Source organism: Flavobacterium gilvum, from assembly GCF_001761465.1.
GTDB classification, from domain to species: Bacteria; Bacteroidota; Bacteroidia; order Flavobacteriales; family Flavobacteriaceae; genus Flavobacterium; species Flavobacterium gilvum.
On the sequence record NZ_CP017479.1, the window covers coordinates 680,254 to 706,012 of the forward strand.

20 protein-coding genes are annotated in these 25,759 nt (G+C 34.9%); 7 read left to right on the plus strand and 13 right to left on the minus strand.

What is annotated here, in order from left to right:
- Positions 1-85: 85 nt before the first annotated feature.
- The 3 genes from kbl to EM308_RS02960 form a co-directional block, all read right to left on the minus strand.
- On the minus strand, positions 86-1,279 hold the full coding sequence (kbl, locus tag EM308_RS02955; RefSeq protein WP_035638364.1) for a glycine C-acetyltransferase: 1,194 nt from the start codon (positions 1,277-1,279) through the stop codon (positions 86-88).
- A gap of 67 nt (positions 1,280-1,346) precedes the next feature.
- Entirely contained in the window at positions 1,347-2,435 is a 1,089-nt protein-coding gene (locus EM308_RS18375; RefSeq protein ID WP_394332821.1) for a 3'-5' exonuclease, read from the minus strand.
- Entirely contained in the window at positions 2,378-4,519 is a 2,142-nt protein-coding gene (locus EM308_RS02960) for a UvrD-helicase domain-containing protein (protein ID WP_394332822.1), read from the minus strand. Before EM308_RS02960 ends, EM308_RS18375 begins: the two co-directional genes overlap by 58 nt.
- Positions 4,520-4,801: 282 nt before the next feature.
- Between EM308_RS02960 and EM308_RS02965 the strand changes: the two genes are divergently transcribed.
- Entirely contained in the window at positions 4,802-5,407 is a 606-nt protein-coding gene (locus tag EM308_RS02965; protein WP_035638355.1) for a superoxide dismutase, read from the plus strand.
- An 856-nt stretch (positions 5,408-6,263) separates the two neighbouring features.
- Here the strand turns inward: EM308_RS02965 and EM308_RS02970 are convergent.
- The 4 genes from EM308_RS02970 to purN form a co-directional block, all read right to left on the minus strand.
- Positions 6,264-8,162 carry an amidophosphoribosyltransferase gene (locus EM308_RS02970; RefSeq protein ID WP_035638353.1) on the minus strand — a complete coding sequence of 633 codons (1,899 nt, stop codon included), beginning with the start codon at positions 8,160-8,162 and terminating at the stop codon, positions 6,264-6,266.
- Positions 8,163-8,304: 142 nt separating this feature from the next.
- Positions 8,305-9,228, minus strand: a complete 924-nt coding sequence (locus EM308_RS02975; protein WP_035638351.1) for a PfkB family carbohydrate kinase — start codon at positions 9,226-9,228, stop codon at positions 8,305-8,307.
- A gap of 75 nt (positions 9,229-9,303) precedes the next feature.
- Positions 9,304-9,783 carry a ribonuclease HI gene (rnhA, locus tag EM308_RS02980; protein WP_035638350.1) on the minus strand — a complete coding sequence of 160 codons (480 nt, stop codon included), beginning with the start codon at positions 9,781-9,783 and terminating at the stop codon, positions 9,304-9,306.
- A 16-nt stretch (positions 9,784-9,799) separates the two neighbouring features.
- Positions 9,800-10,375: a phosphoribosylglycinamide formyltransferase gene (gene purN, locus EM308_RS02985; RefSeq protein ID WP_035638348.1), complete on the minus strand. Its 576-nt coding sequence runs from the start codon at positions 10,373-10,375 to the stop codon at positions 9,800-9,802.
- Positions 10,376-10,552: 177 nt separating this feature from the next.
- Between purN and EM308_RS02990 the strand changes: the two genes are divergently transcribed.
- From EM308_RS02990 to EM308_RS03015, 6 genes are all read left to right on the plus strand, one after another.
- Positions 10,553-10,789, plus strand: a complete 237-nt coding sequence (locus EM308_RS02990; RefSeq protein ID WP_007137004.1) for an acyl carrier protein — start codon at positions 10,553-10,555, stop codon at positions 10,787-10,789.
- Positions 10,790-10,969: 180 nt separating this feature from the next.
- On the plus strand, positions 10,970-12,229 hold the full coding sequence (gene fabF, locus EM308_RS02995; RefSeq protein WP_035638347.1) for a beta-ketoacyl-ACP synthase II: 1,260 nt from the start codon (positions 10,970-10,972) through the stop codon (positions 12,227-12,229).
- Positions 12,230-12,970, plus strand: a complete 741-nt coding sequence (rnc, locus tag EM308_RS03000; protein ID WP_035638345.1) for a ribonuclease III — start codon at positions 12,230-12,232, stop codon at positions 12,968-12,970. It abuts the gene before it with no gap.
- Between the two features lie 116 nt (positions 12,971-13,086).
- Positions 13,087-13,575, plus strand: coding sequence for an IPExxxVDY family protein (locus tag EM308_RS03005; protein ID WP_035638343.1), 489 nt, complete (start codon positions 13,087-13,089; stop codon positions 13,573-13,575).
- 5 nt (positions 13,576-13,580) lie between these two features.
- A complete protein-coding gene (pyk, locus tag EM308_RS03010) occupies positions 13,581-15,011 on the plus strand; it encodes a pyruvate kinase (protein WP_035638341.1) in 1,431 nt (476 codons plus the stop codon).
- A 277-nt stretch (positions 15,012-15,288) separates the two neighbouring features.
- Entirely contained in the window at positions 15,289-17,406 is a 2,118-nt protein-coding gene (locus tag EM308_RS03015) for a glycoside hydrolase family 97 protein (protein ID WP_035638339.1), read from the plus strand.
- Between the two features lie 95 nt (positions 17,407-17,501).
- Here EM308_RS03015 and EM308_RS03020 read toward each other — a convergent pair whose 3' ends face one another.
- From EM308_RS03020 to EM308_RS03045, 6 genes are all read right to left on the minus strand, one after another.
- On the minus strand, positions 17,502-18,851 hold the full coding sequence (locus EM308_RS03020; protein ID WP_035638337.1) for a DUF5689 domain-containing protein: 1,350 nt from the start codon (positions 18,849-18,851) through the stop codon (positions 17,502-17,504).
- A gap of 17 nt (positions 18,852-18,868) precedes the next feature.
- Positions 18,869-21,706 (minus strand): carboxypeptidase-like regulatory domain-containing protein, encoded by a 2,838-nt coding sequence (locus tag EM308_RS03025; RefSeq protein WP_035638334.1) that lies wholly within the window; start codon positions 21,704-21,706, stop codon positions 18,869-18,871.
- A 234-nt stretch (positions 21,707-21,940) separates the two neighbouring features.
- Positions 21,941-23,152, minus strand: coding sequence for an MFS transporter (locus tag EM308_RS03030; RefSeq protein WP_035638331.1), 1,212 nt, complete (start codon positions 23,150-23,152; stop codon positions 21,941-21,943).
- 95 nt (positions 23,153-23,247) lie between these two features.
- Positions 23,248-24,291 (minus strand): Gfo/Idh/MocA family oxidoreductase, encoded by a 1,044-nt coding sequence (locus EM308_RS03035; protein ID WP_035638387.1) that lies wholly within the window; start codon positions 24,289-24,291, stop codon positions 23,248-23,250.
- A 294-nt stretch (positions 24,292-24,585) separates the two neighbouring features.
- Positions 24,586-24,831 carry a hypothetical protein gene (locus tag EM308_RS03040; protein ID WP_035638329.1) on the minus strand — a complete coding sequence of 82 codons (246 nt, stop codon included), beginning with the start codon at positions 24,829-24,831 and terminating at the stop codon, positions 24,586-24,588.
- A gap of 68 nt (positions 24,832-24,899) precedes the next feature.
- Complete coding sequence (locus EM308_RS03045) at positions 24,900-25,532, minus strand: hypothetical protein (RefSeq protein WP_035638327.1); 633 nt, start codon at positions 25,530-25,532, stop codon at positions 24,900-24,902.
- Positions 25,533-25,759: the final 227 nt, after the last annotated feature.

Genomic DNA, 25,759 nt, shown 5'->3' on the forward strand with positions numbered 1-25,759 from the left:
TAATTTAAAACAAAAGTAGGACGATTTTCTGTAACAACAAAATAAAATGTTAAATAAAACGTCTCATGGATATAAATTTTAACAATTATATTACAGCAAGTCTTTTACCTACAGCCACAAACGCTTCAATTGCTTTATCCAAATGCTCTTTAGTATGAGCAGCAGATAACTGCACTCTGATCCTAGCTTTATCCCTTGGTACCACTGGAAAAAAGAAGCCAATAACATAAACTCCTTCTTTTAGTAATTCATTAGCCATCGTCTGTGCTAATTTTGCATCATATAACATTACTGGAACGATAGCCGAATCACCATCTACTATATCAAAGCCAGCATTTTTCATTCCTCCCTTAAAATAATTGGTATTCCATTCTAATTTATCTCTTAAAATAGTATCTTTTTCCAGCAATTCAAATACTTTAATTGATGCTCCAACAATTGCTGGCGCCAGTGAATTTGAAAACAAATAAGGTCTGGAACGCTGACGAAGTAATTCTATTATTTCTTTTTTGGCGGTTGTATAGCCTCCCATAGCACCACCCAAAGCTTTCCCCAATGTTCCTGTTATGATATCTACTCGACCCACGACACCTTTTGCCTCAAGAGTTCCCTTTCCTGTAGCTCCGATAAATCCTGCTGCATGACATTCATCTACCATGACCAAAGCATCATATTTGTCTGCCAAATCACATATTTTGTCTAATGGCGCCACAATTCCATCCATTGAAAAAACACCATCGGTAACAATTATTTTGAATCTTGCACCATTTTCATTGGCCTTAATCAACTGTTTCTCCAGATCTTCCATATTGCTATTCTCATAACGATAACGAGCCGCTTTACACAAACGAACTCCATCTATAATAGAAGCATGATTTAGACTATCCGAAATAATTGCGTCATTTTCTCCAAATAATGGTTCGAACACACCTCCATTAGCATCAAAAGCAGCCGCATATAATATAGTGTCTTCGGTTCCATAAAAGTCTGCTATCTTTTTCTCTAGTGTTTTATGAATATCCTGTGTCCCACAAATAAATCGCACCGATGACATTCCAAAACCATGGGTATCCATGGCATCTTTCGCAGCCTGAATCACTTCTGGGTGAGAAGACAGTCCCAAATAATTATTGGCACAAAAATTCAAAACTGTTTCTCCTGTAGAAACAGTAATTTCTGCCCCTTGAGAAGAAGTTATAATTCTTTCTTTTTTAAAAATTCCGCTTTCTTCAATAGAATGAAGCTCTGACTGCAAGTGTTGTTGTATTTTACCGTACATCTTATTACTGTTTTAATCTTAAACCAAACAGGGAATAAAACCTCTATTTGATAATTTTTATTTTTTTTTACAAATGTACCACACCGATTTCGGTTCCTATGTACACAAGTGCTTTTTTTACTACTTTGAAACCCATTTTCTCAATCGCCTCTGTATAATTTTCCAATTGATAATTATACTTTTGATTCGGAAGCCCTGTTTTATAATCCAATAAAAAAACTTCTTTTGCTTTATTGATAACTATTCTGTCTGGTTTAACGGTACTTCCCTCTTTTTGAATAATTGTTTTTTCATTTAAAACTTCATTTCCTTCGACAAAATAATCTGCTAAATTCGGATGATTTACTATTTCATTAATGGAATTATAAACGATATCTTTTTGAAGTATGGTAATCAATCCGTTTTCGATGGCTTTATTTATTGCCAATTCCACATCATTTTTTGTTGCCACAAATGAAAGTATTTCGTGTATCACATTACCAAATTCGATTGCTTCCAATTGATGCGTTCCCCACATCAAGGCTTCCTTTTGGGCAATTTTTATACTTTTGGGATTCAACATTTCTGAAACCACGGGAATATTTTTGGAAGTATCGATATGTTTCTCCTTTTTAGACAATTTTACTGAACTCCCAAATTCATGTTCTAATTTATTTTCATCATAAAGACCTTTGTGGTGTAAATATTTTATAAAAAACGAAGCCATATTGCTTGGATATTCTCCATCTTTTTTTGGTTTTATATTTTGTGAAATAACATACAATTGCTCTTCGGCTCTTGTTAATGCAACGTATAACACATTTATATTATCCAACAATTCTTCCTGCTTTTTTAAATTATAAACCGCCGAAGCTTCTTCTCCAAATTCTTCGATAGCACTACTATTATCTACAAGTACCTTTGGCATATCCAAATCTTTTTCTTCCGCATTGAGCCACAACTTATCTTTTGGTTTTCTGTTATAATCTTCTTCGGCAAAAGGCATGATTACAACTGGAAATTCCAACCCTTTTGATTTATGAATTGTCATGATTCGAACCGCATTTGTCCCTTCGGGCGAAGGAATACTAAATTTCTCCGAATTTTTATCCCAATAATTCAAAAAATCTGAAATTCCTGCTTGATTGCGAACATCCCGTTCCAAAACAATATCCAAAAAATATTGAACGTAAGCATTCCCCTCCCCCCGTCTCCTTGGGAGGTAGTTGGGGGGAGGAATTTTGAAACAATAATTTCGACCGCCTCGTACAGTGATTTTTTTCTAATATTTTGAAAAGAAAGTTCAACGTTACAGTTTTCAAGCCATTTTTCGAAAGCCCTTTCCTCTTTCAACTCCATCCCTTTGGCAATGAAATCGTGAACGGGTAATTCATTTTGCTTTTTTTGTGCCAAATATTGCAAAAAGTTGGCTTTTGACTCTAAATCCGAACTGTTCTTCAAATACTTTAATATATTGATAATCAATCGAACTTCAGTCGCATTCTGAATCATCAATGTTTCTGAGGACAAAAGCGGGATCCCTTGCTCTGTCATATAATTGGCAACTGCAATTCCCTGACTTCTTTTTCTGGTTAGAATCACAATGTCTTTGTATTCAAACCCTTCTTTTAGAACTTTTTGAATTGTATTTAATGTTGCCAAAACATACAAATCTGCTTTATCCAAAACCTCTTCGTCCTCTTCTGGATTTTCAATTTCGGACAAAAAAGAAATATTTACATAACCGCCTACTTTATCATTTATCTTTTGATGGCTATGATTTTCGTATAAATCTTTATAATCGGGATTACTGAATTCATTAGACAATAATTGAAAAAAATCATTATTGAACTCAATTACCTCCGAATAACTTCTATAATTTTTATCTAAATGTTCTAATTTTTTCTCAGGATTACTGAATGGATTTTGGTCTTTACTCAACTCAATAAACTGCTCCGCTTTTCCGCCACGCCAACGGTAAATAGACTGTTTTGGATCGCCAACAATCATCAAAGTTCCTTTTTGACCCGAATCATCCTGCCCCGCGAGCGCATTATCAATAAGCGGAATCAGGTTTTGCCATTGCATTTCGGAAGTGTCCTGAAATTCGTCTATAAAAAAGTGACGATACCGCTCACCCAATCGTTCATATATAAAAGGAGCGGGTTGATTTTGTATTTCGTTGTGAATAATCGCATTGAATTCGGAAATCGAAAGAACATTTTGCTCGCTTTGAATTTTGGCCAATTCATTGCTTACCGTATTTAATAATGATAACGGAGTGATATTTTTAAGGAACGCTTTATAAAAATTTCGTTTTTCAAAATTCTTGTAAATTCCCGAAAGAGTCTGCAGTAAAACTGGAATAATATTTTCTATTACCGCTCGGTCTTTTGCTGTTTTATTGATGGCTATGTCCTCAAACTCCCGAAACATTTTATTCTTGGAATTAAATTTTCCATCCACAATGCTTTGAAGATGGTTGGGAAAAGTTCCTCTTGAGAATGATTTTAAATCAATGCCATTTTTGTCAATTAATGACAACGATTCATTGGCGAGATTTGAATTTTCTTTTTCTAAATCTTTGCAAACCTGATCTAATTTTTCCTTTACGACTATAAAATCACTTATGGATTTATCTTGAAAATGAGTAATTTCATTTCGGTTGTTTTCATTGAGGACTAATTTTCCCGTTTCCAAAATCTCCCGCGAGATATCCCAAGATTTATCATCATCGGTTTTTTCCATCGTAAAATCGATGAGCAATTTGGTCAAGGTTTCATCTTCTCCGGCTTGCGCAATGATGGCATCAACCGCCTCGGTTAATAGGTTTTCGGTGTCCAAAGTCACTTCAAAAGTCATGGGCAATCCCAAATCGTGTGCAAAAGCACGAATTACTTTATGTGTAAATTTATCAATAGTCGATATGTCAAAAGCCGCATAATTATGAATAATATGCTTGATGATTTGCTGGGATTTTGTTTTAATCTGAATTATGGAAAGCCCAGTATCTACAGCCAAATCTTGCATCAAATCTGAAGCTTTTGCGTTTGGCTCGTCTTTGGTAAATTCTGATAAGCTGCCTACAATTCGGCTTTTCATTTCGTGCACCGCTTTGTTGGTAAATGTAATGGCCAATATATTGCGGTAAGCGTCGTTCTTGCTAGCCGTCAGAATTATTTTGAGGTATTCTTTTACAAGCGCGTAGGTTTTTCCGGAACCTGCAGAGGCATCATATATGGCAAAAGACGGTCTTTCCATTTGGATTTGGATTGTTGATTAATGATTATTGATAATGCACTAAAACTTCTTCAAAGCTCAAATGCCCTAGCCCCGATAGAAGCGACATCCTTTATGTTTTTTCTTTAAAAACATAAAGATATAGCGGATAGCGGGAAATAGCTCCTAATCATCAGGATTTACATAATCTGTATTGTTCTATAACTTTATTTGATAAAATTATAACAAAATAGAATTTTCTATTCCAAAGTTAAATGTTTAATTTTGAATAAAATATTTATAAATCATTTAACAACTACAATTATGGCTTTTGAATTACCACAATTACCTTATGCGTATGACGCATTAGAACCTCATATTGACGCTCGTACAATGGAAATTCACCATTCAAAGCATCACAATGCATATACTACAAATTTGAATGCGGCTATTACCGGAACTGATTTGGAAGGTAAATCAATTGAAGATATCTTGACAAACCTTGATAAAAATAACGCTGCTGTTCGTAACAATGGTGGTGGTTTTTACAATCACAACTTGTTTTGGACTGTTATGGCTCCAAATGCAGGTGGACTTCCAACTGGCGAATTGCTAGCTGCTATTGAAAGTGCATTTGGTTCTTTTGATGAATTTAAAGCAAGATTTGCTAAAGCTGGTGCTACACAATTTGGTTCTGGATGGGCTTGGTTATGTGTAAAAGACGGAAAGCTTGATGTTTGTGGAACTCCAAATCAAGACAACCCTTTGATGCCAGGAGTTGGTTGCGGAGGAACTCCAATTCTTGGAATGGATGTTTGGGAACACGCTTACTACTTGAACTATCAAAACAGAAGACCTGATTATATTGAGGCTTTCTTTAATGTGATTAACTGGGCAGAAGTTGCAAGACGTTTTGCGCTAGTGAAGTAAGAAAACAGAATAAAGAATATAGAGAATAGACGGATGAACTTATGTTTGTTCGTCTATTTTTTTATAAACCAACTTCAATCTTTTTCTCTTTTTTCTATGCTCTATTTTCTATCATCTTTTTTTGACTTTAAGCCAATAAAAAAGGTGAAATGTTACTTTCACCCTTTTTGCCCCAAATCTACCATAAATTTAACCTACTAAAAATTATGGTACTCAAATGTACTTTGAAATAAAGTAGTATGCCATTATTTTCGATGAATGTCTCAAATATTCGTTTAACAGTTAATTTCCTGGTTATAGACAAATTAACCTCAGTTTATTCCAATAAAAAAGGTGAAATGTTACTTTCACCCTTTTTGCCCCAAATCTACCATAAATTTAACCTACTAAAAATTATGGTAGTCAAATGTACTTTGAAATAAAGTAGTATGCCATTATTTTCGATGAATGTCGTAAATATTCGTTTAACAGTTAATTTTTTGATTATAAGATAATTAACCCCAATTTATTCCAATAAAAAAGGTGAAATGTTACTTTCACCCTTTTTGCCCCAAATCTACCATAAATTTAACCTACTAAAAATTATGGTAGTCAAATGTACTTTGAAATTAAGTAGTATACTATTATTTTCGATGAATGTCGTAAATACTCGTTTAACAGTTAATTTCCTTATTATAAGCAAATTATCTCGATTTATTCCAATAAAAAAGGTGAAATGTTACTTTCACCCTTTTTGCCCCAAATCTACCATAAACTTAACCTACTAAAATTATGGTAGAGCAAATATACATTGAACTGCCGTGTTTTTATAATAAAGTCGACAAAACACGCACAAAACCGTTAAACGGTAATTTTGTTAATATGCTCTTGCATCTTTTCCTTCATAGAAGTTCATAAATGCTCTGTTAACCACTCTATTTCCTCCATGAGTTGGGTAATTTCCTGTGAAATACCAATCTCCTAAATTTTTAGGACAAGCGATATGTAAATCTTCAACAGACTGGAAAATAATTTTTACTTCTGCTTTAATTTCAGATGAACTTAACATTTCGGCAATTTTATCCGAAATCTCCTGATCTGTAAAAGGCTCATAAATAGCAGTAACATAATTTACCACTTCGCTATCGATGAAATTTTCCTGGGCTTTACATTTGGTATAAACTTCATCAACAATATGATATAAGTTTCTTTCTCTCAACAATTCCAATGCCGCTCTAAAGGCAACAAGTCCTTCGAGTTTTGCCATGTCAATTCCGTAACAATCAGGAAAACGTATCTGTGGCGCAGAGGAAACAATTACTATTCTTTTTGGATTCAAACGATCCATCATTTTGATAATACTCATTTTAAGAGTTGTTCCCCTTACAATACTATCATCAATAATTACAAGATTATCTGTAGGTTTTATTACACCATAAGTCACATCATAAACGTGTGCCACCAAGTCATCTCTACTGCTATCTTCGGTAATAAATGTTCTAAGCTTAGCATCTTTAATGGCTACTTTTTCGGTTCTGATTTTTACAGAAAGTAATTTCTCCAAAGATTCTTCGTCTAAAGTATCTTTATTTTCAAGGATATAATTTTTCTTTCTTTGGTTTAAGAAATCCTGAGCCGCCTCTACCAATCCGTAAAAAGAAGTCTCTGCCGTATTTGGAATGTATGAAAAAACAGTATTGTCTGTATCACTATCGATAGATTTCAATACTGATGGCAAAATAAGTTTTCCTAAATTCTTTCTTTCCTGATAAATTTCGGCATCACTACCTCGTGAAAAATAAATACGTTCAAAAGAACATGCTTTTTTTACAGTTGGTTCCAAAATTTGGTTCATGGTAACTTTTCCGTTTTTCTTGATAATCAAGGCATTTCCTGGATCAATTTCCTGAACGCTTTCAAAAGGCACATTAAATACCGTTTGAATAACTGGTCGCTCCGAAGCCACAACTACCATTTCGTCATCCTGATAGAAATAGGCAGGACGAATTCCGGCTGGATCTCTAAAAACAAAAGCATCTCCATGTCCTAAAAGACCAGCCATAGCATATCCTCCATCGAGATTTTTGGCAGAACGCGCCAATATTTTTGCAATATCCAAACGCTCTGCAATTACCGGCGAAGCTTCTCTTTTGGAATACCCCTCAGCTTTACAATCCTGATATAATTGCATTACTTCTTTATCAAGGAAGTGACCAATTTTTTCCATTACGGTAACGGTATCAGCCATCTCTTTTGGGTGTTGTCCTAACTCAACCAAATTTTGAAAAAGTTCTTTAACATTCGTCATATTAAAATTCCCTGCCAAAATAAGGTTACGGTGCATCCAGTTACTTTGACGCAAAAAAGGATGTACGCTTTCGATACTATTTTTCCCAAAAGTCCCATAACGAACGTGACCTAAAAATAATTCTCCAACATACGGAATATTGGATTTCAATTGGGCAACATCATCAGCATACTCCGGATGGTCAACCATCACTTCGTTTATTCTTTCATTTATCTGTTTAAAAACATCCTGAATGGGCTGCGAATGATTGGAACGTACTCTACTGATGTATCTCTCACCGGGTTCCACATCCATCTTTATACTTGCAAAACCCGCACCATCCTGACCTCGATTGTGCTGTTTCTCCATCATCAGGTACATTTTTTGAATACCGTAAAAAGCTGTTCCGTACTTTTCTTTATAGTATTCAAGGGGTTTTAAAAGTCTAACTAAAGCTATTCCACATTCGTGTTTTAAAGCGTCGCTCATTGTTTGTATTGATTTGTAGTTATTGGTTTATTATGAATGTTTTAATCGTCTATCGCTTTTAAATACGATGCAAATTCGTACTCTTTCTTATAAATATTGACTGTCCTAATTAAAAAAAGCCTCATAAAGAGGCTTAAAAATATTATATTTCTATTTCAAACTGAGTCAGAGATTTAAACTGTTTCAATCTCTCGACCACTTCTTTTTTATCTAATTTAATCATTCGCTCGGTTCCAAATTTCTCAACACAGAAAGAAGCCAAATTAGAACCATGGATTATTGCATTTTTCATATTATCAAAAGAAACATTCTCACTTTGAGCAATAAATCCCGAAAAACCACCGGCAAAAGTATCTCCAGCTCCTGTTGGATCAAAAACTTCCTCTAGCGGTAACGCCGGCGCAAAGAAAACTTCCTCACCATGGAACAATAAAGCACCGTGTTCCCCTTTTTTGATTACAACATACTTTGGCCCCATTTGGTGAATTTTTGCTGCTGCCTTTACCAAAGAATATTCTCCTGAAAGCTGACGCGCTTCTTCGTCATTTATCGTGATAACATCTACTCTTTTGATAATTGCCAATAATTCTGGCAAAGCACAATCCATCCAAAAATTCATGGTATCAAGAACCACTAATTTTGGTTTGGTTTCCATTTGATCCAAAACACTGCTTTGTACCAATGGATGCAAATTACCCAACATCACAACTTCTGCATTCTTATAATCCTGAGGAACCTTTGGCTGAAAATCGGCCAAAACATTAAGTTCGGTAACCAAAGTATCTCTTGAATTCAAATCGTTGTGATACAATCCGCTCCAGAAAAAAGTTTTACCTCCTTTTACGATTTCAATACCCGAAATATCAATATTTCTATCCGTCAGTAATTTCAAATATTCTTCAGGAAAATCATCACCAACCACAGAAACTATAGCCGATTGCAAATTGAAAAAAGAAGCCGATATCCCTATATAAGTTGCCGCTCCTCCTAAAATTTTATCAGTTTTCCCAAAAGGAGTTTCAATTGCGTCGAAAGCTACTGTTCCAACAATCAATAATTTATTCATTATGTGCGTTTCGAATTAGGGCGCAAAGATAGTCTATAAGTTGCAATATTGCAATGGGTTGAATTGGCAATATTTTTACAAAAGTTTTCCCTCTTCTTTTTCGTAGAATTCGTCAACTGAAAGCTGTTTTTGCATAGAAGCCATAACTGCTAACGCATCGCATCTTTCATTTTGAGGATGGTTATTATGACCTTTTATCCATTTAAAACCAACTCGATGCTTTCTATAAATAAGCAAAAAACGTTTCCACAAATCGGGATTTTTTTTTCCGGCAAATCCTTTTTTTTCCCAACCAAAAACCCATTTTTTTTCAACAGCATCCACAACATATTTGGAATCTGAAACAACCAGAACAGTTGTATTCTCTTTTTTAAGCTTTTCCAAACCAACAATAACTGCCAACAACTCCATTCGATTATTTGTTGTATGCCGAAAACCTTCATAAAATTCTTTTTTATATGGCTTGCCAACCCACTCCATAACGACTCCATATCCTCCATTTCCCGGATTCCCTTTGGCCGCACCATCTGTATATATATGTACGTCGTAATTCAAAATATGAAATTAGAAGTTAGAGATTCGACGTTGATGTCAAAAGATTTTCGATTACTGAAGGAAAATAACGTTGTTCCAATTCATGGATTTTTTCAGCCACAACTTCGGGAGTATCGGTCGATAAAACAACAACACTTTTTTGAAAAATGACTGCACCTTCATCATAGTTTTCATTAACATAATGAATTGTTATTCCGGTTTCTTTTTCCTTATTTTCAACTACGGCATTGTGAACATGCATTCCATACATTCCTTTTCCGCCAAATTTTGGCAACAAAGCAGGATGAATATTTATTATACGATTTGGATAACTTTCTATCAAATCTTGCGGACATTTTAACAAAAATCCTGCTAATACGATTAAATCAGGTTGAAACTTACTAACTTTTTGTAATAATTTTCCTGAATTTAATTCTTCTTTTGAAAAAATTTCGGTCGGAACATTCAATTTTTGAGCTTTTTCAAGAACACCTGCTTTCGAATTATTTGAAAAAACCGCCACTACGGTTCCGGTTGTATTTGTCCCAAAATATTCGATAATATTTTTAGCGTTAGTCCCCGATCCCGAAGCAAATATCAGTATTCTTTTCATAATTCTCTTTTTATTTTAATGCAAAAAAAAGAATAAAAAACGAAATTAAATAAGTTTCAGAAATCTTTGTTGAAATAAATTTTATAAATTAGTACACACATTTATTCACTAAATTGTTGTTTTAAAATAAAGTTGTTTTATTTTTGCCAACAAATTAAATTCTAAAATTAAAAGATTATGTCAGACATTGCATCAAGAGTAAAAGCGATTATCGTAGACAAATTAGGTGTTGACGAAAACGAAGTTGTAACAGAAGCAAGCTTCACTAATGATTTGGGAGCTGACTCATTAGACACTGTTGAGCTTATTATGGAATTCGAAAAAGAATTTGATATCCAAATTCCAGACGATCAAGCAGAAAACATCGCTACTGTAGGGCAGGCTATCTCTTATATCGAGGAAGCTAAAAAATAATAATAACACACCCGATTTCTAAAATTTATAATTTTCATGAATCGGGTGTTATTATTTGATTAAATTAACTATTCGATTGAAATTCAATCAAATTATATTTATATAATAATACCCATGTCTCTTTAATAGTATTGAAAGCATGGGCTTTATTTGTTAAAAGATAACAAAAATAAAAACGTTATGGCTTTAAGAAGAGTTGTTGTAACAGGCCTTGGTGCTCTCACTCCTATTGGTAATAATATTGAGGAATTTTGGAATGGTCTAATCAATGGTGTTAGTGGAGCTGCTCCTATAACTTATTATGACGCTTCAAAATTCAGAACTCAATTTGCCTGTGAAGTAAAAAACTTCAATGTTGAAGAATTTATAGACAGAAAAGAGGCGAGAAAAATGGACCGTTATGCACAATACGCTATAGTTGCATCTGATGAAGCTATAAAGGATGCCGGTTTCGATTTTGACTCATTAGACAAAGACAGAGTAGGTGTTATTTGGGGGTCTGGTATTGGCGGATTAGAAACTTTCCAGATTGAGGTTCTTAATTATGCAGCCGGTGACGGTACTCCAAAATTCAACCCTTTCTTTATACCAAAAATGATTGCAGATATTGCAGGTGGTCATATCTCAATGAAATATGGACTTAGAGGTCCAAATTTCACGACCGTTTCTGCCTGTGCATCATCAACTAATGCTATTATTGATGCTTTCAATTACATTCGATTAGGTCATGCCGATGCGATTGTAACAGGCGGTTCAGAAGCTGCTGTAACAATTGCAGGAATGGGTGGTTTTAATGCCATGCATGCCTTATCAACCAGAAATGACGACCCAAAAACAGCTTCAAGACCTATGGACAAAGACAGAGATGGATTTGTACTTGGTGAAGGAGCCGGAGCGTTGATTCTAGAAGAATATGAACATGCTGTAGCCCGTGGCGCAAAAATATACTGCGAAATTGGTGGAGGCGGAATGTCTGCTGATGCTTATCACATCACTGCACCACATCCTGAAGGATTAGGAGCCAAAAATGTAATGATAAATTGCTTAAGAGATGCAGGTTTGGAACCAACAGATGTTGATGGCGTAAATATGCACGGAACTTCAACTCCTTTAGGTGATATTGGAGAATCAAAAGCAATCCTGCAAGTTTTTGGTGAACATGCCTACACCATGAACCTGAATTCAACAAAATCGATGACAGGTCATTTATTGGGAGCCACAGGAGCTATTGAAGCTATATCTTGTATTCTTTCGATAAAACATGGCATCGTTCCTCCTACAATCAATCATTTTACAGATGATGAAAACATTGACCCAAAATTAAACTTTACTTTCAACGTAGCTCAAAAAAGAGAAATGAACGTTGTCATGAGTAATACTTTTGGTTTTGGCGGTCATAATGCTTGCGTTTTAGTAAAAAAATTAGATTATAAAGCATAAATGCGTTTTCTTAGAAAAATATTCTCAAAATCCCGTTCTCTAGAAGACGGGATTTTTTTTGATACTATTCAGCCAATTCTTGGTTTTGAACCTGCTACATTGGAATTTTACAAAAAAGCGTTTACACATCGCTCGTCCAATCGTATCGACTTAAAAGGAAATCCCATCAATTACGAAAGGCTTGAGTTTTTGGGTGATGCTATGCTCAGCTCGGTAATTGCCGCCTATTTGTTTAATGAAGCTCCTCTTGGTGACGAAGGTTATTTGACCAAAATGCGTTCCAAAATAGTAAGTAGGGAACATTTAAATGAATTGGGTAAAGATTTGAATCTGATACAATTTGTTGAGAGCAAAGTACCCGTTCACCATTTTGGCGAAAACATCCACGGTAACATATTCGAGTCTTTGATAGGAGCTATCTATCTGGACAAAGGGTACGAATATTGCGAAAAATTCATTCGAAAAAGAGTAATAATTCCTTATGTTGACATTGCCCGACTGGAAGGAAAAGTGATTAGTTACAAAAGCCTTGTTATAGAATGGTGTCAAAAAGAAAAAAAACAATTTCACTATGACATTTTTGAAGACAATGCTTTTGATGGCCAACGCTTATTTGGAGTAAAACTCAGCATTGACGATAAAGTAGTTGCAAAAGCGAGGGCTACCTCAAAAAAGAAAGCAGAAGAAAAAGCTTCCCAGCGTGCCTATTTTGCTTTCCAAGAAAAAATTGAAAGAAAATAACTATTCCAATTATCAATGCTACATCGTTTTCGTTAATAAAATATCATATTCTTAGTCTATAAGCGTTCTTTTGCTAAAATAGAAATACTATATTTACATCTTATTTTTTTAATGAAATGGCAATTCATAAACTGGTTTTTGACGATTTTGACGAAATTGATTACAGCCTTATTGCTATTCACACTTCATTAGAAGATTATAGATTGGCTTATTTTATAAATCAAAAACTTCATGTAAATCTGAATAAATCTATAAAAGAAATTCAAATTACAATTAAAGAAGGAGAAGCTCATTTTTCACGATTCCATTATTATGAAAAGAAAAAAGAGATTTCCTGGGATTTGATTCAAAATAAAAATGAGGTCATCAATCAACAAAAAGATGAAAATCAGGGCTTATTTTCAAATATTGGCATGGAAGTTGTAAAGAAGGTCTTCATGCTTCCTGAATTTAAAAAAGCTGATTATTTTCTAAAAATAGAAAATAGTGAAGGAAGTCTTAATCTTTTGGAGATAACCAATTTATTGAATACAATAGACAATGTAGCAACCGCCTATATTGTTGACACAGATAATATAAGATCTAAAAACAATTTAATTTTTTAAAAGAAATGCTTACAAACAAAAAAACCAAAATTGTAGCCACACTTGGGCCTGCATGTAGTACGAGAGAAATCATCAAAGATATGATCGAGGCAGGTGTAAATGTATTTAGAGTAAATTTTTCGCATGCTGATTACGAAGACGTAAAAAATAAAATCAACATTATACGCAGTATAAACGAAGAATTTGGATACACTACTGGAATACTTGGAGATTTACAAGGACCTAAACTACGTGTTGGAGTAATGGAAGACGGAGTTGTTGTAAATGACGGTGATTTGATCACTTTCACAACTGCTGAAGATATAATTGGTACTTCTAAAAAAGTATTCATGAAATACCAAAACTTCCCGAATGATGTTAATCCCGGTGAAAGAATCTTATTGGACGACGGTAAACTAATTTTTGAAATCGTTGAAACCGATAAAAACTCTGAAGTTGTGGCTCGTGTAATTCAGGGTGGAGAATTAAAATCTAAAAAAGGGGTAAATTTACCAAACACCAAAATTTCCCTGCCTGCAATGACAGAAAAAGACGTTGCAGATGCCATTTTTGCAATTGAACAAAAACTGGACTGGATTGCTCTTTCGTTTGTAAAAACCCCAAGAGACTTACAGGATTTACAGGAATTAATTGCCAAACATTCTGAGCATAAAATTCCAATTATAGCCAAAATCGAAATGCCTGAGGCACTAGAAAACATGGACAGAATTGTTGCTTATTGTGACGCTTTGATGGTTGCCAGAGGAGATTTGGGAGTTGAACTTCCTGCCCACGAAGTACCATTGGTTCAAAAAGAATTGATCCGCAGAGCCAAAACGGCAAGAATACCAGTAATTGTTGCTACACAAATGATGGAAACAATGATTACAAGTTTGACTCCAACCCGTGCAGAAGTAAATGACGTTGCCAACTCGGTAATGGATGGTGCTGATGCAGTAATGCTTTCTGGAGAAACAGCTACTGGAAATTATCCAGTGCAGGTAATTCAAAAAATGACTCAAATCCTAGAAGCTGTTGAAGATTCACCACTTATCCAGGTACCTCAAAACTCTCCTCAAGTAAGAACAAGTCGTTTTATCACTAAAACCGTATGTCAACACGCTGCGATTATGGCCAATGCCATTAAAGCAAAAGCAATTTGTACTTTGACAAACAGTGGTTATACTGCATTCCAAATTTCGGCATGGAGACCTTCAGCTCATATTTTGGTTTTCACTTCAAATAAAAGAATTTTGACTCAACTAAACTTATTGTGGGGTGTAAAATCATTCTTTTATGAAAAATCAGTTAGCACAGACGAAACTGTTACCGATGTGAACAATATTGTAAAAGAAAAAGGATTCGTTAAAAAAGGTGATTTCTTGATTAACCTAGCCGCAATGCCAATTATTGACAAAGGAATGGTAAATACACTAAGAGTTTCTGAAATAGACTAAACTTTTAGTCCATCAAAATATAACACCGTCTTGCTTCTCATCATAGATTCGAGACGGTTTTTTGTTTCTACTAGCAATATTTTTTTACCAAAAACAAACACAACCTGTTGATTTAAAAAGTTTTAAGTTGTATTTTTGAAAATACAGCCCAAGATTTATTTTTTTCAAACCGTACAAAATACCTTTTTACATTCGTTAAAAAGGGATTTTTTTTAAATCAAAAAATAGATTTCGTCAAAACAATCCGAAAAACAAAACTCTAATTTTTATATAAAAAATGAAGCACTTACTTTATACAGCACTGTTCTTTTTTGGAGTTATGCAATATGCCAATTCACAACAACTAAAATCTCCCAACGGAAAACTTGCAATGGAATTTGCGTTGCAAAACGACGGAACTCCAAGCTACACCTTAAACTACAAGGGCAAAACAGTTATAAAACCAAGTAAGTTGGGACTTGAACTCAAAAACGACAAAAAATCATTGTTGAATGATTTTGCCATAATTGACAGCAAAATGACTTCTTTTGACGAAACATGGAAACCAGTTTGGGGTGAAGTAGAAAGCATCAGAAACCAATACAACGAACTAGCTGTTACATTAAACCAAAAAGAAACAAACAGACAGATCATCATTCGCTTCCGATTGTTTAATGACGGTCTTGGTTTTCGATACGAATTCCCTGCACAGAAAAACTTGGTTTATTTTGTTATAAAAGAAGAAAGAACCCAATTTGCAATGACAGGCGACCACACCGCTTATTGGATTCCTGGCGATTATGACACGCAAGAATACGATTATACCATTTCAAAATTATCAGAGATAAGAGGATTAACAGAAAAAGCAAAAACGGCCAACTTATCGCAAACTTCTTTTTCTCCAACCGGAGTACAAACGTCCCTTATGCTGAAAACAAATGAGGGGATTTACATCAACTTGCACGAAGCGGCATTGATTAATTATTCCTGTATGCATCTGAATTTGGATGACAAAAACATGGTATTCGAATCTTGGTTGACACCTGACGAAAAAGGAGTTAAAGGGTACATTCAGGCTCCTACACAATCTCCTTGGAGAACGATTATTGTAAGTGATGATGCCAGAGAAATTTTGGCTTCAAAGTTAACTTTAAACTTAAATGATCCCTGTAAAATTGAAGATACTTCTTGGATTAAACCTGTAAAATATGTCGGAGTTTGGTGGGAAATGATTTCCGGAAAAAGTACTTGGTCTTATACCGATGAATTCCCTGCGGTGCAGCTTGGCGTAACCGATTATTCCAAAGCAAAACCCAACAGCACGCATGGCGCCAATAATGACAACGTAAAAAGATATATTGATTTTGCTGCCGCAAATGGTTTTGACGCCGTATTGGTTGAAGGTTGGAATGAAGGTTGGGAGGACTGGTTTGGGCATTACAAAGATTACGTTTTCGATTTTGTGACTCCTTACCCTGATTTTGATGTAAAAGCGATTCACGAATATGCAAAATCCAAAGGTATAAAAATGATTATGCATCACGAAACTTCTGGTGGTGTACGCAATTATGAACGTCACATGGACAAAGCTTACCAGTTCATGAAAGACAATGGATATGACGCCGTAAAAAGTGGTTATGTTGGTGATATAATATCTAATGGTGATAATCATTACAATCAATATATGATTAATCATTATCAATATGCAATAGAAAAAGCAGCCGATTATAAAATTATGGTCAATGCCCATGAAGCGGTTCGTCCAACAGGTATTTGCAGAACCTATCCAAATTTAATCGGAAACGAATCGGCCAGAGGGACGGAATATCAGGCTTTTGGCGGATCAAAACCAAACCATGTTACATTGTTACCTTTCACCCGATTAATAGGTGGTCCAATGGATTATACTCCCGGAATTTTTGAAATGGATTTAAGCAAATTCAGTCCAAGCAATAAATCGCACGTTAACAGTACCATTGCAAATCAATTAGCATTGTATGTGACGCTTTACAGTCCACTACAAATGGCTGCCGATTTCCCGGAACACTACAACAAGTTCCCAGATGCTTTCCAATTTATCAAAGACGTAGCGGTAGATTGGAGCGAAAGCAACTATCTGGAAGCGGAACCTGGTCAATATATTACTGTTGCAAGAAAAGCAAAAGGTACAAATAACTGGTTTGTTGGTAATGTGAATGGATATGAACCGCGTACTTCGAACATTAATTTTTCTTTCCTGGAAAAAGGAAAAAAATACACCGCTACCATTTATGCCGATGCAAAAGATGCTGATTACAAAACAAATCCGCAGGCTTATGTCATCAGAAAAATACAGGTAACCAACACCTCCAAATTTTCCCAATTGAGCGTTCCGGGAGGAGGTTATGCGATAAGTATTATTGAAAATAAAAAATAAGAACCCTCATAAATCAAGATTCGTTTTTAAACACAAATTCCACAGATTTTCATAAATTAAGATTTATGAAAATCTGTGGAATCTGTGTTTTACATTTATTTTTCTGCAAAAATCTTAATGTCATCAACCATAAAAGCGCCATTTAAAGTTTTGTCTTTTCCGGAACCAATGTATTTGAAGGCAATGTTAATATTTCCTGAATAAGGGGACAAATCAATTCCACCTGAACTAATAAACTCACGTGCAGGCGTGGACAGGGACGGAACTTTTGCTTTTAATTTTGTCCATTTTGCCTTAGAAATATTTGAACCGTCAAAATTGGTGGAGACATATACTTCCAATGTATTGAGTGGAGAATCAATTTTCAGGTCATGCTGTGCGCATCTAAAAGATAATATAGCATTTTTATAATCTTTCAAATTAATTTTTGGAGAAACCAGCCAAGCTACGTTTTCAGCCGCAGTGGTACTGGTCGTGTTAAACTCGGCGTAACCATTACCTCCGTAGACAATGCTTTTCCATAACTTAGTCGCTTTTTCAACAATATTGCTCCAACCGGGCAATGCAAAATTTACATTGTTTTTTACCGCTTGAAAATCTTCTGCAAAAAAGGGAACATTCCTATTTCCGGTCATGACAATATCTTTTTCGGATCGAACCATCAATTGATAATCGGAACCAAATTTTGACAAAATCCCGCGAATATTACCGCTTCCCTCCGGCACCAGATGATAAGAAAAGTCGGCATAACTGCTTGTTCTAAAAACAATCTGATTCCCTGTTTTGTCCCGTAAATTCCAGTTTGTAGCGCCACCAACATTATTGGTTTCTTCAAAATAATGAAAACCTAATGCAGCTTCAGTAAACTCTACATCTTTCAGTTCAATCAAAGTGTTAAGCTTAGAGTCATTCAAAGCTTCTTCGATTGTCACATACTCGACCAATTTGCTCTCATCAATCACGGTACAAGAAGCATTCAAAACTTTTTTATAATCGTTCTGAGAAATACGCCCAACGCCTGCTTCGTTTTTTGCATTGGCATAAATATCACCAATACGCATTCCGCCAAAATAAATATCCGTGTAAAGGTTTTTCATTTTGATATACACTTTATTGCCCAATCTAAAATCAATATATGAATTTGACGCATCGACAGGAACACTAAAACCTACAGCCGGACTTGTGGGAGTTGACAATGTTTGAAACGAAATAGTCTTAAAAAAATTCCCTCCCTCATCACTGGAGACAACATAGGCTTCGATGATATCATCATACTTATACTGCGTTACAACAGAGTTTGCACTGGCCTGAACTTCTTGAACCGTACGATTTACCGTCAAATCGGGTTGATTGCAGGATAATTTTGGCACAATAAATTCTTCTTTGGCACAACTCCCAAAAACAACCGCGATTCCCAAAAAAACAATGTAGAATTTCACACTCATATTCTTGTGTTTAAAGTTTATAAATTGAGGTACAGGTTTACAAAATAAGTCCTCCCGTATCCGTAAAAATATTTGTTACCAAAATTGGGCGTTCCGCTGGAAACATCCTGATTAAGCTGTCTGAAATTGGCATTTCTGGCCTGCTCATAGCCACCTGTTTTATACATTAAATCCAGAACATTGTTTACTGTTGCAAAAAGCCCAACATTCTTTCCCCTTATTTTCCACGACTTTCCTCCCGAAATGTTTAACAAAATAATCGGTTCAAATTCTTCTTGTTTCAATAATTCTTTGGCTCTTTCCTCTGTAACTTCGGGAAAATTAAAGCCGCTGGCAGGATTTTTATAAAATGTGGCCGTCCTAGAAATAGGGGAAACATCTATAAAAGTTTTAGCCAAATAATTAATATTGGCACCGATCCACCAATATTTGGGGTCTCTATATTCAATTCCCAAAGCCAATGCCTGTTGTGGCATTCCTGCCTGGTGATAATTTTTTAAAGACGATGTTCCAAAATCAAATACTGGATTGGGGTTTTCCGGGGTCGCTTGGGCATCATTGGTTATGATGACATTGGGGTTGCTGTCGAACGTAAACTCACCGTAAAAAGCCGAAAAATTAGTCATCCAAGTTGGACTCAATTGGTATTGAAAACTGAACTCTGTACCCAAATTTTTCTTATCCAAATGCGTTAATGTCTGGCTCACAAATGCATCAGTATTTGCATATCCCGCTCCATCATCAAAAATTCCTTCGGCATAAAAGAAAGATGTTTGTGTGACATTTTCTATTTTGGCATAAAAAAGTGTCAAGCGCGTTTGCCATTTTGGAGTCCTGTAAAAATAACTCGCATCCAAACTGCTAATGTTTTCACTTTGCAAACCTGAAACAACCGAATTGTTTAATCTAGCATTAGGAAAAGTATTCCTGATTGTAGGGGCTTTCGAAAGATAAGCACCATTAAAATTAACTTGTTGCCTGCCCGAAATTTTGAAAAGAATTCCACCTTTAAAACCAAAATTCTCGAACCGTACTTTCTCACTTTTCCCAAAAGAATTGGTTGGATAAATTCCGTTTTGATATAATCCTTCCCTTTGATAATTAGTGCTCACAAAATTTTGACCCAGATAAAAATCGACTTTATCATACGTGAATTTAAAATTGGTGAAGAAGTTTAACTCATTTGCCACATAATTAAAATTATAACCATAGATATCCCCCTCAACAACCCGTCTGTCAGGATGATTCAAATCTGATTGTGCCTGGTTACCATCGTAAAAAACATCAATATCCTCAAAATACAAACCGCCCAATAAATCTTTTAATTGTTGGTAATTATGAGATTTTAGCTGTCTATAAAAACCTCCAGCAGTCAGGAAAAGATTATCATTAATTTGTGTATTAAAAGTTGAAGTTGCCGTTATTGTCTTATCATCTGTGTGGTCTTCATACAAAACATAACTACTTTTGTCGGGAGCATAAACCGTAATTCTTCCGTTGGAATCCAAAACCGGAGATTGATTCGCGTAATACAAGGAATTCCAATCGATTTGATTATTGGCCAAAAATGACTCCTTATTTTTTTCTGCATTCTCATAATCAGGAGTAAATTCTCCCGAAAATTCTCCATTGTCCTTTGCATACATCGAACTGTAGTAACTCGGCATTTTCTTGTAATAGGTTGGATCTGGACTATTGGCATTTTGGTAATCAATATTACTGTTGGTGATTTTTCCAAATTGATAAGTCAAACTTGAATTCAGTGTTGAATCATCGCCATTAGTCCAAAAATGATTCAACATCAGGATGGGCTCTTCAATTGTTTTTATTCTGGCATTTCGCTTTTTACCATCCTGCCAACCCCAATATGAATTGTATCTTTCATTTGTCAATTCAGTAACTTCGGCAGTATTTGGAGAATTTTTGGCTCTGGAATTGGGCGTGTAGAATCCGGAAAAATTCAGGAAGTTTTGATCATTTATTTTCTTTTCTATACTAATAAAACCCGCCAAAGCTTTATAGTTTGTCCCTTCAAAATAGGCTTCGGTTGCCCAACGCGTTCCCGCCGAAATAACAAATGCCCAACCATTATTGTTCATTCCAGAAGCATAGGTTCCCACCATGCGCCAATCATAATTAGTATTGGTTCCCGAAAAAGACAAAGTCGAACCAGGCCTGTAAATTGATGCACGTGTATTGATTTCCTGCGTTCCCAAAATGCCTCCAAACGCATAATCCGAAGGAAAAGACCCTACAGTAAATTCCTGATTACGAACCACATTATTCAATCCGCCCCAATCGCCCCATTGTGGCCTTCCGTCATAGAGTTTGTTCATTGTAACTCCATTAATCATTGTCGTTGCATATTGGCTGTCCAACCCACGAATCCTAAATCGTGCTTGCCCCCAATTAAAGGCGGATGCCTGCTGAAAAGCATCGCGTGAGGATTGCAAAAGTCCAGAAGTACTTTCGGAACCACTGTTATCATCACTCAAATCACTTTCAAGCAAAGTGATTACACCTGTTTGCTGCTCCGAAATTTGATTGTCTTCCATTGGAATTGTACTCAAATCCAACATTTTATCTTGGGCAACAACAACCGGAAGTATCACATCCTTAAACCCCTGACTTTTTAAAAGCAATAATTGTTTACCGGGCGGAACGGCATAAAAGCTAAAAACACCATCATTGGTCGTGAATTGCATCGACTGAGTATTTGCAATCGTAACCACGACATTTTCTAATGGTTTTTGCGTTTTAGCATCAATAATTTTCCCCTTAAATCCTGTAGGTTTTTGAGCGAAACCAAAAGATATTGTCAATAAAAAAAATGTTCCTAACCAAAATTTCCCCATACCCGTTTATAAACAAATGAATAAGTTGCATACAAACACAACTCATCCAAAAAAATTAGATTCGTTTTAAAAAAGGATTAAAATATTTTTTAGGAAAAAGATGAGAACACCTAAATCAAATGTGGTATTAAGAATTTCAATTCAATATTTTCTGGCATTGAATTGAAATCCTCAATACAAAGTTAGGAAAAAAACTACTATATTTTTATAAAAAAGAAATATTTTCTTATTTTTTTATTCGATAGCTTTTATTCGGGTAACCATAAAAGCAATAAAAAAGCCAAAAATGCCAATAAACGCAAACGAAAATCGTAAGCTAAAAAGTTCGGCAATATGACCAATAACAGGCGGTCCCATCAAAAAACCAAGGAAACTAACACTGGAAACAGCTGTCAGTGCTTCGCCCGTTGGAATCGTTGGATGCTTACCGGCAATACTGTAAAGAGTTGGTATAACGGTAGAAACGCCTAATCCCACAATCATAAAAGCAATTGTGCACGGAATGATATACGGAAAAATTACTGCCATAAACAAGCCGCATGAAATCATAATACCGCTGATTTGCATAACTTTTTTCCGTCCAAAATTATTGATTAGTCGATCTCCTAAAAATCGTCCGCTGGCCATCATTATCATAAAAGATGTATATCCCACAACAATTAAAGAGCCAGGGGCTTTGACAATATCTTTAAAATACACGCCACTCCAATCGAACATAATTCCTTCGCTGGCCATGCTGCAAAAACCAATAACTCCCAATAAAATCAATGATTTATCGGGTTTTCTAAATCTTTTTTTCTTTCCTGGTCGAACAACTTCTTTGGCTTTAATCAAATATTTAAAATTGATTAAAATTAATAATGCCACTACAGAAGCAACAATCACAAAATGCGAGTACGTCCCAATTTTTAAAGCCAACATTCCAAGACCTACCAAAGCTCCTGTAAATCCGGCCAAACTCCACATTCCGTGAAACGAAGTCATGATGTTTCTTCTAAAAAGGCCTTCGGTATAAACACCTTGAGTATTTACCGATATATTGGTTAAGTTACCAGAAATTCCAAAAGAAACCAATCCAAGAGCTAACTGCCATGCATTTTGTGCCAATCCCATATTGGTCAAACTAAAAGCATACATCAAAATAGCAAAAGGAAGGGTTCGATGACTCCCAAAACGGGTCACTAATTTTCCTGAAAAAAACATCATCGTCAACTGACCCACCGGCAAAGCAAATAATATTGTTCCCAGCTGACCATCGGTTAAATGCAATGCAGACTTAATAGTAGGTATACGGCTTGCCCAACTGGAAAAGCACAATCCCATGCCAAAATAAAATGCCGAAACCGCCCAACGAATCCTATACAAATAGGATTCCTTGACATCCCGATACGTTTTTTTGTATTTGCCTTTTGCCTTATATCTACCAATAAAATTAAAATACTGCAAAGCCCTGTTTTTTAAAATTGAATCTGCAAAACTACAAAATCAATATGTTTCTGCTTTGGTGTTTTTTTAAAACAGCGCAAATACAACGTTATTGTTTATAAGTCGATTACTTTCTTTTCTTGACTACTCTGAAAAGCTGACTCGATGATACGCATCACATTTACACCGTCTTGTGCCGTTACTGGCTCAGGCAAATTGTTGATTATTGACTGATATACTCCATCAAAATAATCGTAATAATTCCCTTGAAGCGTAAGTACTTTATCTTTTATGACTTTACCATTTATTTCGGTATGCAAAAGTCCTTCATTTCCTTCCTGTTCAGTTCCCCAAGTCTTTAAATTTGGTTTTTTGCCCAATTTCAGTTCGTCTTCCTGCACATCACCTCTGGATTTCAAAAAAGAACCTTTTTTGCCATGCACTACATAAGAAGGATTTGATTCCCTAACAAAATAACCCGCTTTCAAACGCACTCTAAAATCTGGATAATACAACAAAAGATCCATATAATCATTCACTAATGAATGTTCTCTCGTGATGCGGATGTCGGCAGAGACAGCATTTGGTAAACCAAACAAATACAAAGCTTGGTCTATTAAATGCGGTCCTAAATCTTTCACTATTCCTGATCCCGAATTAACTGTTTCCTTATGCACTTTTGGGCTCAAAACTGGATTGTATCGATCAAAATGAAACTCGGCTTCTACAATTTCGCCCAAAGCTTTTTCGTCCAGTATTTTTTTTACCGTTTTGAGATCACTGTCCCATCTTCTATTTTGAAAAACAGCCAATTTCAATCCTTTTTCTTTTGCCAAATAAGCTAATTCTTCGGCCTCTGCTACATTTGCAGTAAACGCTTTTTCTACAATAGCATGTTTTCCGGCAAGCAACACTTTTTTGGCATATTCAAAATGAGAATCTATCGGTGTGTTTACAATAACCAAATCAACAGATTCATCTTCTAAAATAGATTCTAAACTAGGATAACTTATAACGTTTGGAAAGTCTTCCTGGATCAATTTTTTGCTTCTTTCCCAAGAACCCAGAAGTTCAAAACCAGGATGAAGTTCGAGAAATGGAGCATGAAAAACTTTTCCAGACATCCCGTATGATAATAGTGCTGTTTTTATTTTTTGCATTTGCATTTATATTTAAAAGGAGGCACAAATTTCAAGAATTTCAATGAATTAATTGATGATTAATCCGGATTATTTACCGCTCACAAAAGTGCCTGCCCTTTCAAAATTTCAGCTTATCAAACAAATCTTTCGAATTTTATGACCATAATAATTTTGTTAACTCTAAAAAGTTTAAACCAAATTCTGTTTATTCCACAAGTCAAAGTACTTCCCTTTTTGTTTTAGCAAATCTGAATGATTCCTACATCCAAAAGTGATACTAAAGTTCAAAAATTGATTTATTCATTCTATAATTTACAGTTTATATATACCAGCATAATAATCATCTATTATCTTTTTTGCTTTTTCGCAGTCATCTTCTTTAACTTTCAATTTTACAGCATTTACATCACCAATTAAAACTCCCCATGGGTTAAATACAGACATTAATGAGGCGTCTTCAAAAACCTGAATAGAGAAACTTTCCAATAAATTTTTTAAAATCAATGATTCATCTTTTCCCCCACTATAAACTCCTATCCTTTTCTTTTGTTCAATCATTATTTAAAATTTAAATTGATTATTAAATACATCACAAATCAGGTAATAAACACCTTTTCCATTTTTTATCAAAGACCGATTCCGAGTGATAACAAAGAACAAATCATATTTTGATTTTCCATCTCTTTATTATTACTGTTTATTTTGGTAAAATCACTTTCAGTCTCAAAACCGATTCCAAGATTAAAATCTTCTGCCAAAATGAATTTAATACCAAGATGACCAGATATTCCAAAATTCCAATTGCCGTTTTTATCAACAAAAACATTGTCAACAGTTACCATTTCCTGTTTAAACAAATAATTACTATAAAGTCCTACGCCTAATTCCAAAAAAGTAGTTCTATTTTGTGTGTCGTCTTTGGTGATTACAAAATCCGTCTTTAAATGCAGTGGAATATGTAAGTACGAATTTTTTAAACTTGTTGTATTTCCTTCAATAGTTTTATTACCATCAAACTCCAAAAAACCTAATCCTGTTGACAGATTAAATTTTCTATTCATTTTGAAAGAAAGTAGAACATCTCCCCCGTTTACAAATCCATTAAGAGGTACATTTCCTGATTCTTTAAAAGTAGCAAACCCCATTTTGGGAACAATTGTCAGTTCTAAATTATTTGATTTTTCATAAAAAGACGGCTGTCTTTGACCAAACACTATTCCTGATGCAATTACAAATAATAACAAGTAGTAGTATTTCATAGATTCAACTTTAATTAACTGATTTTAAGATCACAACCCAACGCAAAGAATTATGAATCTCACAATAATACAGCTTAAATAGTTATAATAATGTAGTGTAATCTCCTTAAAAAAAGTAGTACTAATTTTACTAAACACTTTTGTTGCATAAAATTCTATTAAAAAGAATGGTTTAAACAAAACTCGAGAATCTTTGATTTCGTTTCTCAGTATATAAAACTAACACA

Bases quoted from the DNA above. Each gene is read 5' to 3' on its own strand.
- EM308_RS03045 (WP_035638327.1), bottom strand. From the start codon at position 25,532: ATGAAATACTACTACTTGTTATTATTTGTAATTGCATCAGGAATAGTG.
- kbl (WP_035638364.1), bottom strand. From the start codon at position 1,279: ATGTACGGTAAAATACAACAACACTTGCAGTCAGAGCTTCATTCTATT.
- purN (WP_035638348.1), bottom strand. From the start codon at position 10,375: ATGAAAAGAATACTGATATTTGCTTCGGGATCGGGGACTAACGCTAAA.
- EM308_RS03025 (WP_035638334.1), bottom strand. From the start codon at position 21,706: ATGGGGAAATTTTGGTTAGGAACATTTTTTTTATTGACAATATCTTTT.
- EM308_RS02975 (WP_035638351.1), bottom strand. From the start codon at position 9,228: ATGAATAAATTATTGATTGTTGGAACAGTAGCTTTCGACGCAATTGAA.
- EM308_RS03015 (WP_035638339.1), top strand. From the start codon at position 15,289: ATGAAGCACTTACTTTATACAGCACTGTTCTTTTTTGGAGTTATGCAA.
- EM308_RS02965 (WP_035638355.1), top strand. From the start codon at position 4,802: ATGGCTTTTGAATTACCACAATTACCTTATGCGTATGACGCATTAGAA.
- EM308_RS03005 (WP_035638343.1), top strand. From the start codon at position 13,087: ATGGCAATTCATAAACTGGTTTTTGACGATTTTGACGAAATTGATTAC.
- EM308_RS03040 (WP_035638329.1), bottom strand. From the start codon at position 24,831: ATGATTGAACAAAAGAAAAGGATAGGAGTTTATAGTGGGGGAAAAGAT.
- rnc (WP_035638345.1), top strand. From the start codon at position 12,230: ATGCGTTTTCTTAGAAAAATATTCTCAAAATCCCGTTCTCTAGAAGAC.
- fabF (WP_035638347.1), top strand. From the start codon at position 10,970: ATGGCTTTAAGAAGAGTTGTTGTAACAGGCCTTGGTGCTCTCACTCCT.
- EM308_RS02990 (WP_007137004.1), top strand. From the start codon at position 10,553: ATGTCAGACATTGCATCAAGAGTAAAAGCGATTATCGTAGACAAATTA.
- pyk (WP_035638341.1), top strand. From the start codon at position 13,581: ATGCTTACAAACAAAAAAACCAAAATTGTAGCCACACTTGGGCCTGCA.
- EM308_RS02960 (WP_394332822.1), bottom strand. From the start codon at position 4,519: ATGGAAAGACCGTCTTTTGCCATATATGATGCCTCTGCAGGTTCCGGA.
- EM308_RS03035 (WP_035638387.1), bottom strand. From the start codon at position 24,291: ATGCAAAAAATAAAAACAGCACTATTATCATACGGGATGTCTGGAAAA.
- EM308_RS03020 (WP_035638337.1), bottom strand. From the start codon at position 18,851: ATGAGTGTGAAATTCTACATTGTTTTTTTGGGAATCGCGGTTGTTTTT.
- EM308_RS02970 (WP_035638353.1), bottom strand. From the start codon at position 8,162: ATGAGCGACGCTTTAAAACACGAATGTGGAATAGCTTTAGTTAGACTT.